Source organism: Achromobacter marplatensis (assembly GCF_049060505.1).
GTDB classification, from domain to species: domain Bacteria; phylum Pseudomonadota; class Gammaproteobacteria; order Burkholderiales; family Burkholderiaceae_B; genus Achromobacter; species Achromobacter marplatensis_A.
This window is the reverse complement of sequence record NZ_JBMGRB010000040.1, coordinates 1-371: the sequence shown is the minus strand read 5'-3', so window position 1 is coordinate 371 and position 371 is coordinate 1. Positions and strand designations below refer to the sequence as shown.

Here is a 371-nt window from a genome sequence, read left to right as displayed (position 1 = left end):
TACTCGCCCGGCGTGGCGGCGGCCTGTGAGGAGATCGTGGCCGACCCGGCCAATGTCTTCCGATATACGGCGCGCGGCAACCTGGTGGGCGTGATCACCAACGGCACCGCGGTGCTGGGCCTGGGCAACATCGGCGCGCTGGCCTCCAAGCCGGTCATGGAAGGCAAGGCGGTGCTGTTCAAGAAGTTCGCCGGCCTGGACGTCTTCGACATCGAAATCAACGAAACCGACCCGGACAAGCTGGTCGAGATCATTGCCGGGCTGGAAGCCACCTTTGGCGGCATCAACCTGGAAGACATCAAGGCGCCGGAGTGCTTCACCGTCGAGCGCAAGCTCCGTGAACGCATGAAGATCCCGGTCTTTCACGACGA

1 pseudogene is annotated in these 371 nt (G+C 63.3%); it reads left to right on the top strand.

Features of this window, described 5'->3' with window-relative positions:
• A pseudogene (locus ACI0FO_RS29455) lies at window positions 1-371 on the top strand (NADP-dependent malic enzyme); the annotation flags it as partial.